The sequence below is a fragment of the Pontibacter rugosus genome, from assembly GCF_042678745.1.
GTDB lineage: Bacteria > Bacteroidota > Bacteroidia > Cytophagales > Hymenobacteraceae > Pontibacter > Pontibacter rugosus.
The window spans coordinates 1-981 of sequence record NZ_JBHTLD010000444.1; the positions used below are offsets into that span (position 1 = coordinate 1).

The window sequence follows — 981 nt, forward strand, 5'->3', positions numbered from 1 at the left end:
GTTATAGGCAAAGGGTAGGTTTATAAATTTCTTCTTTACTAGTATTTATTATGAATTAAAAGTAATGCAACAATAAGGCAACCCACATGACTAATCAGTTCCTTCCCCATACCTCAACAAAGTCTGCCCAAATGCACGGTTTCAAGAATATATAAACTTTGAAGGTAGTGATCCTGATATTGTAAATCTTTTAATTCTCGATACTGGACACTTCTTATAGATACCTCCAAAAGGTCGTAATTCACTTTAAATATTCAATGAAAGCACTTACAAATCCTCCTACCATTGAAGATTATAGAGAGCTACTGGTTAATCATGTTAAGCGACTAGAAGAGCAAAGGAACTGCGCCATAAATTCCTCCACCAAGGTTTCTATCGTCACTGTAGTTTATAATGCAGAAGCAACGATAGAGCGTACCCTCAAAAGTATTGCATGTCAGAACTATGAAAATATTGAATACATCATCATAGATGCTAAATCATCTGACCGCACACTAGAGATAATTGAAAAATACAAGCATATTGTTACTTACCTCATAAGTGAAAAAGATGGAGGTATTTATGATGCTATGAATAAAGGTATCTCTTTATGCTCAGGAGAGTTAATAGGCTTGCTTAATGCAGATGATTTTTATGAACCTGACGCGTTGCATAATTTGATTTCATACTATACTACTCATAAAGGCGATGTACTGCATGGGAATGTTAACTACGTAAAGAACGGAGAAAAACTATTTACTCTCAAACCTCCTATACATCTTTCTAAAGCATCATTTACTGAAATGCCCATTAACCACCCTGCAACCTTTATAAAAAGAGAAGTTTATGAAGAAATTGGTTTGTACCGAACAAACTATAAAATTGCAGCTGATTGGGAATTAACATTAAGAGCTTTCATGCAATATAAAAACTTCATCTATTTACCTTTCACAATAACAAACTATTCATTAGAAGGGGTTTCTAGTATAAATGCATCCTTAG

At 33.9% G+C, this 981-nt stretch carries 1 protein-coding gene; it reads left to right on the top strand.

Annotated features, from left to right (window positions below):
- Window positions 1-257 precede the first annotated feature (257 nt).
- A partial coding sequence (locus ACFQ2O_RS21795) for a glycosyltransferase family 2 protein (protein ID WP_377533050.1) occupies window positions 258-981 on the top strand: 724 nt, incomplete at its 3' end.